This window comes from Erwinia sp. OLFS4 (assembly GCF_002752165.1).
Lineage (GTDB): Bacteria > Pseudomonadota > Gammaproteobacteria > Enterobacterales > Enterobacteriaceae > Izhakiella.
This window is the reverse complement of record NZ_MOMB01000035.1, coordinates 1-742: the sequence shown is the minus strand read 5'-3', so window position 1 is coordinate 742 and position 742 is coordinate 1. Positions and strand designations below refer to the sequence as shown.

General features: G+C 49.5%; 1 protein-coding gene. It reads left to right on the top strand.

Features of this window, described 5'->3' with window-relative positions; translation table 11 throughout:
• A partial coding sequence (locus BL249_RS06560; RefSeq protein WP_099753252.1) for a tyrosine-type DNA invertase occupies positions 1 to 552 on the top strand: 552 nt, incomplete at its 5' end.
• Positions 553 to 742 lie beyond the last annotated feature (190 nt).

Below are 742 nucleotides of genomic sequence, written 5' to 3'. Positions count from 1 at the left end.
GCGACGGCGGAGCGCGACTACTGCCTGCTTTATATGAGTTTTATCCACGGTTTTCGCGTCAGCGAGGCCTGCAGCCTGCGGCTTTCCGATGTCGACCTTAAGGGCGGCAGTCTGTATATCCGCCGCATGAAGAACGGTTTCAGCACCGTCCATCCGCTGCTGCGTGAGGAAATCCGCGCCATCCGTGCCTGGCTGCGGGTGCGTGAGACGCTGCCGGCGGCGGCCAGCGACTGGCTGTTTATCACCCGCCAGGGCGGTCCGCTGAGCCGTCAGCGCGCCTGGCAGGTGATTAACAGCCTCGGTAAAGCTTCGGGACTTTCGGTGGTTTCGCATCCGCACATGTTACGCCATGCCTGCGGTTTTGCTCTGGCGGACAGGGGAGTGGACACGCGGCTGATACAGGACTATCTCGGACACCGTAATATCCGCCACACGGTGCGCTACACGGCGAGTAATGAGGAACGCTTTAAGGGAATATGGCGGTTAAAAAAGAAGCGCAAAACTTTACAGTTAGGACCAAACTGTAAACAATTATACAGAGAGGTAAAATAGTGTCTACAGATGCGATAAGAAAATTCTTAATTCGCTGTATCATAATGTAAATACTGTTATTTTTCTTAACCTCTTTCCAGGCTAACCTCCTGTTAAAAAACATATTTTCTATTGAAAATCATGTTTACATTTAGTTGACAAATAAATCTTCGTTTATGAAAGCATTTCATTCTATACAGAAATAAATGTT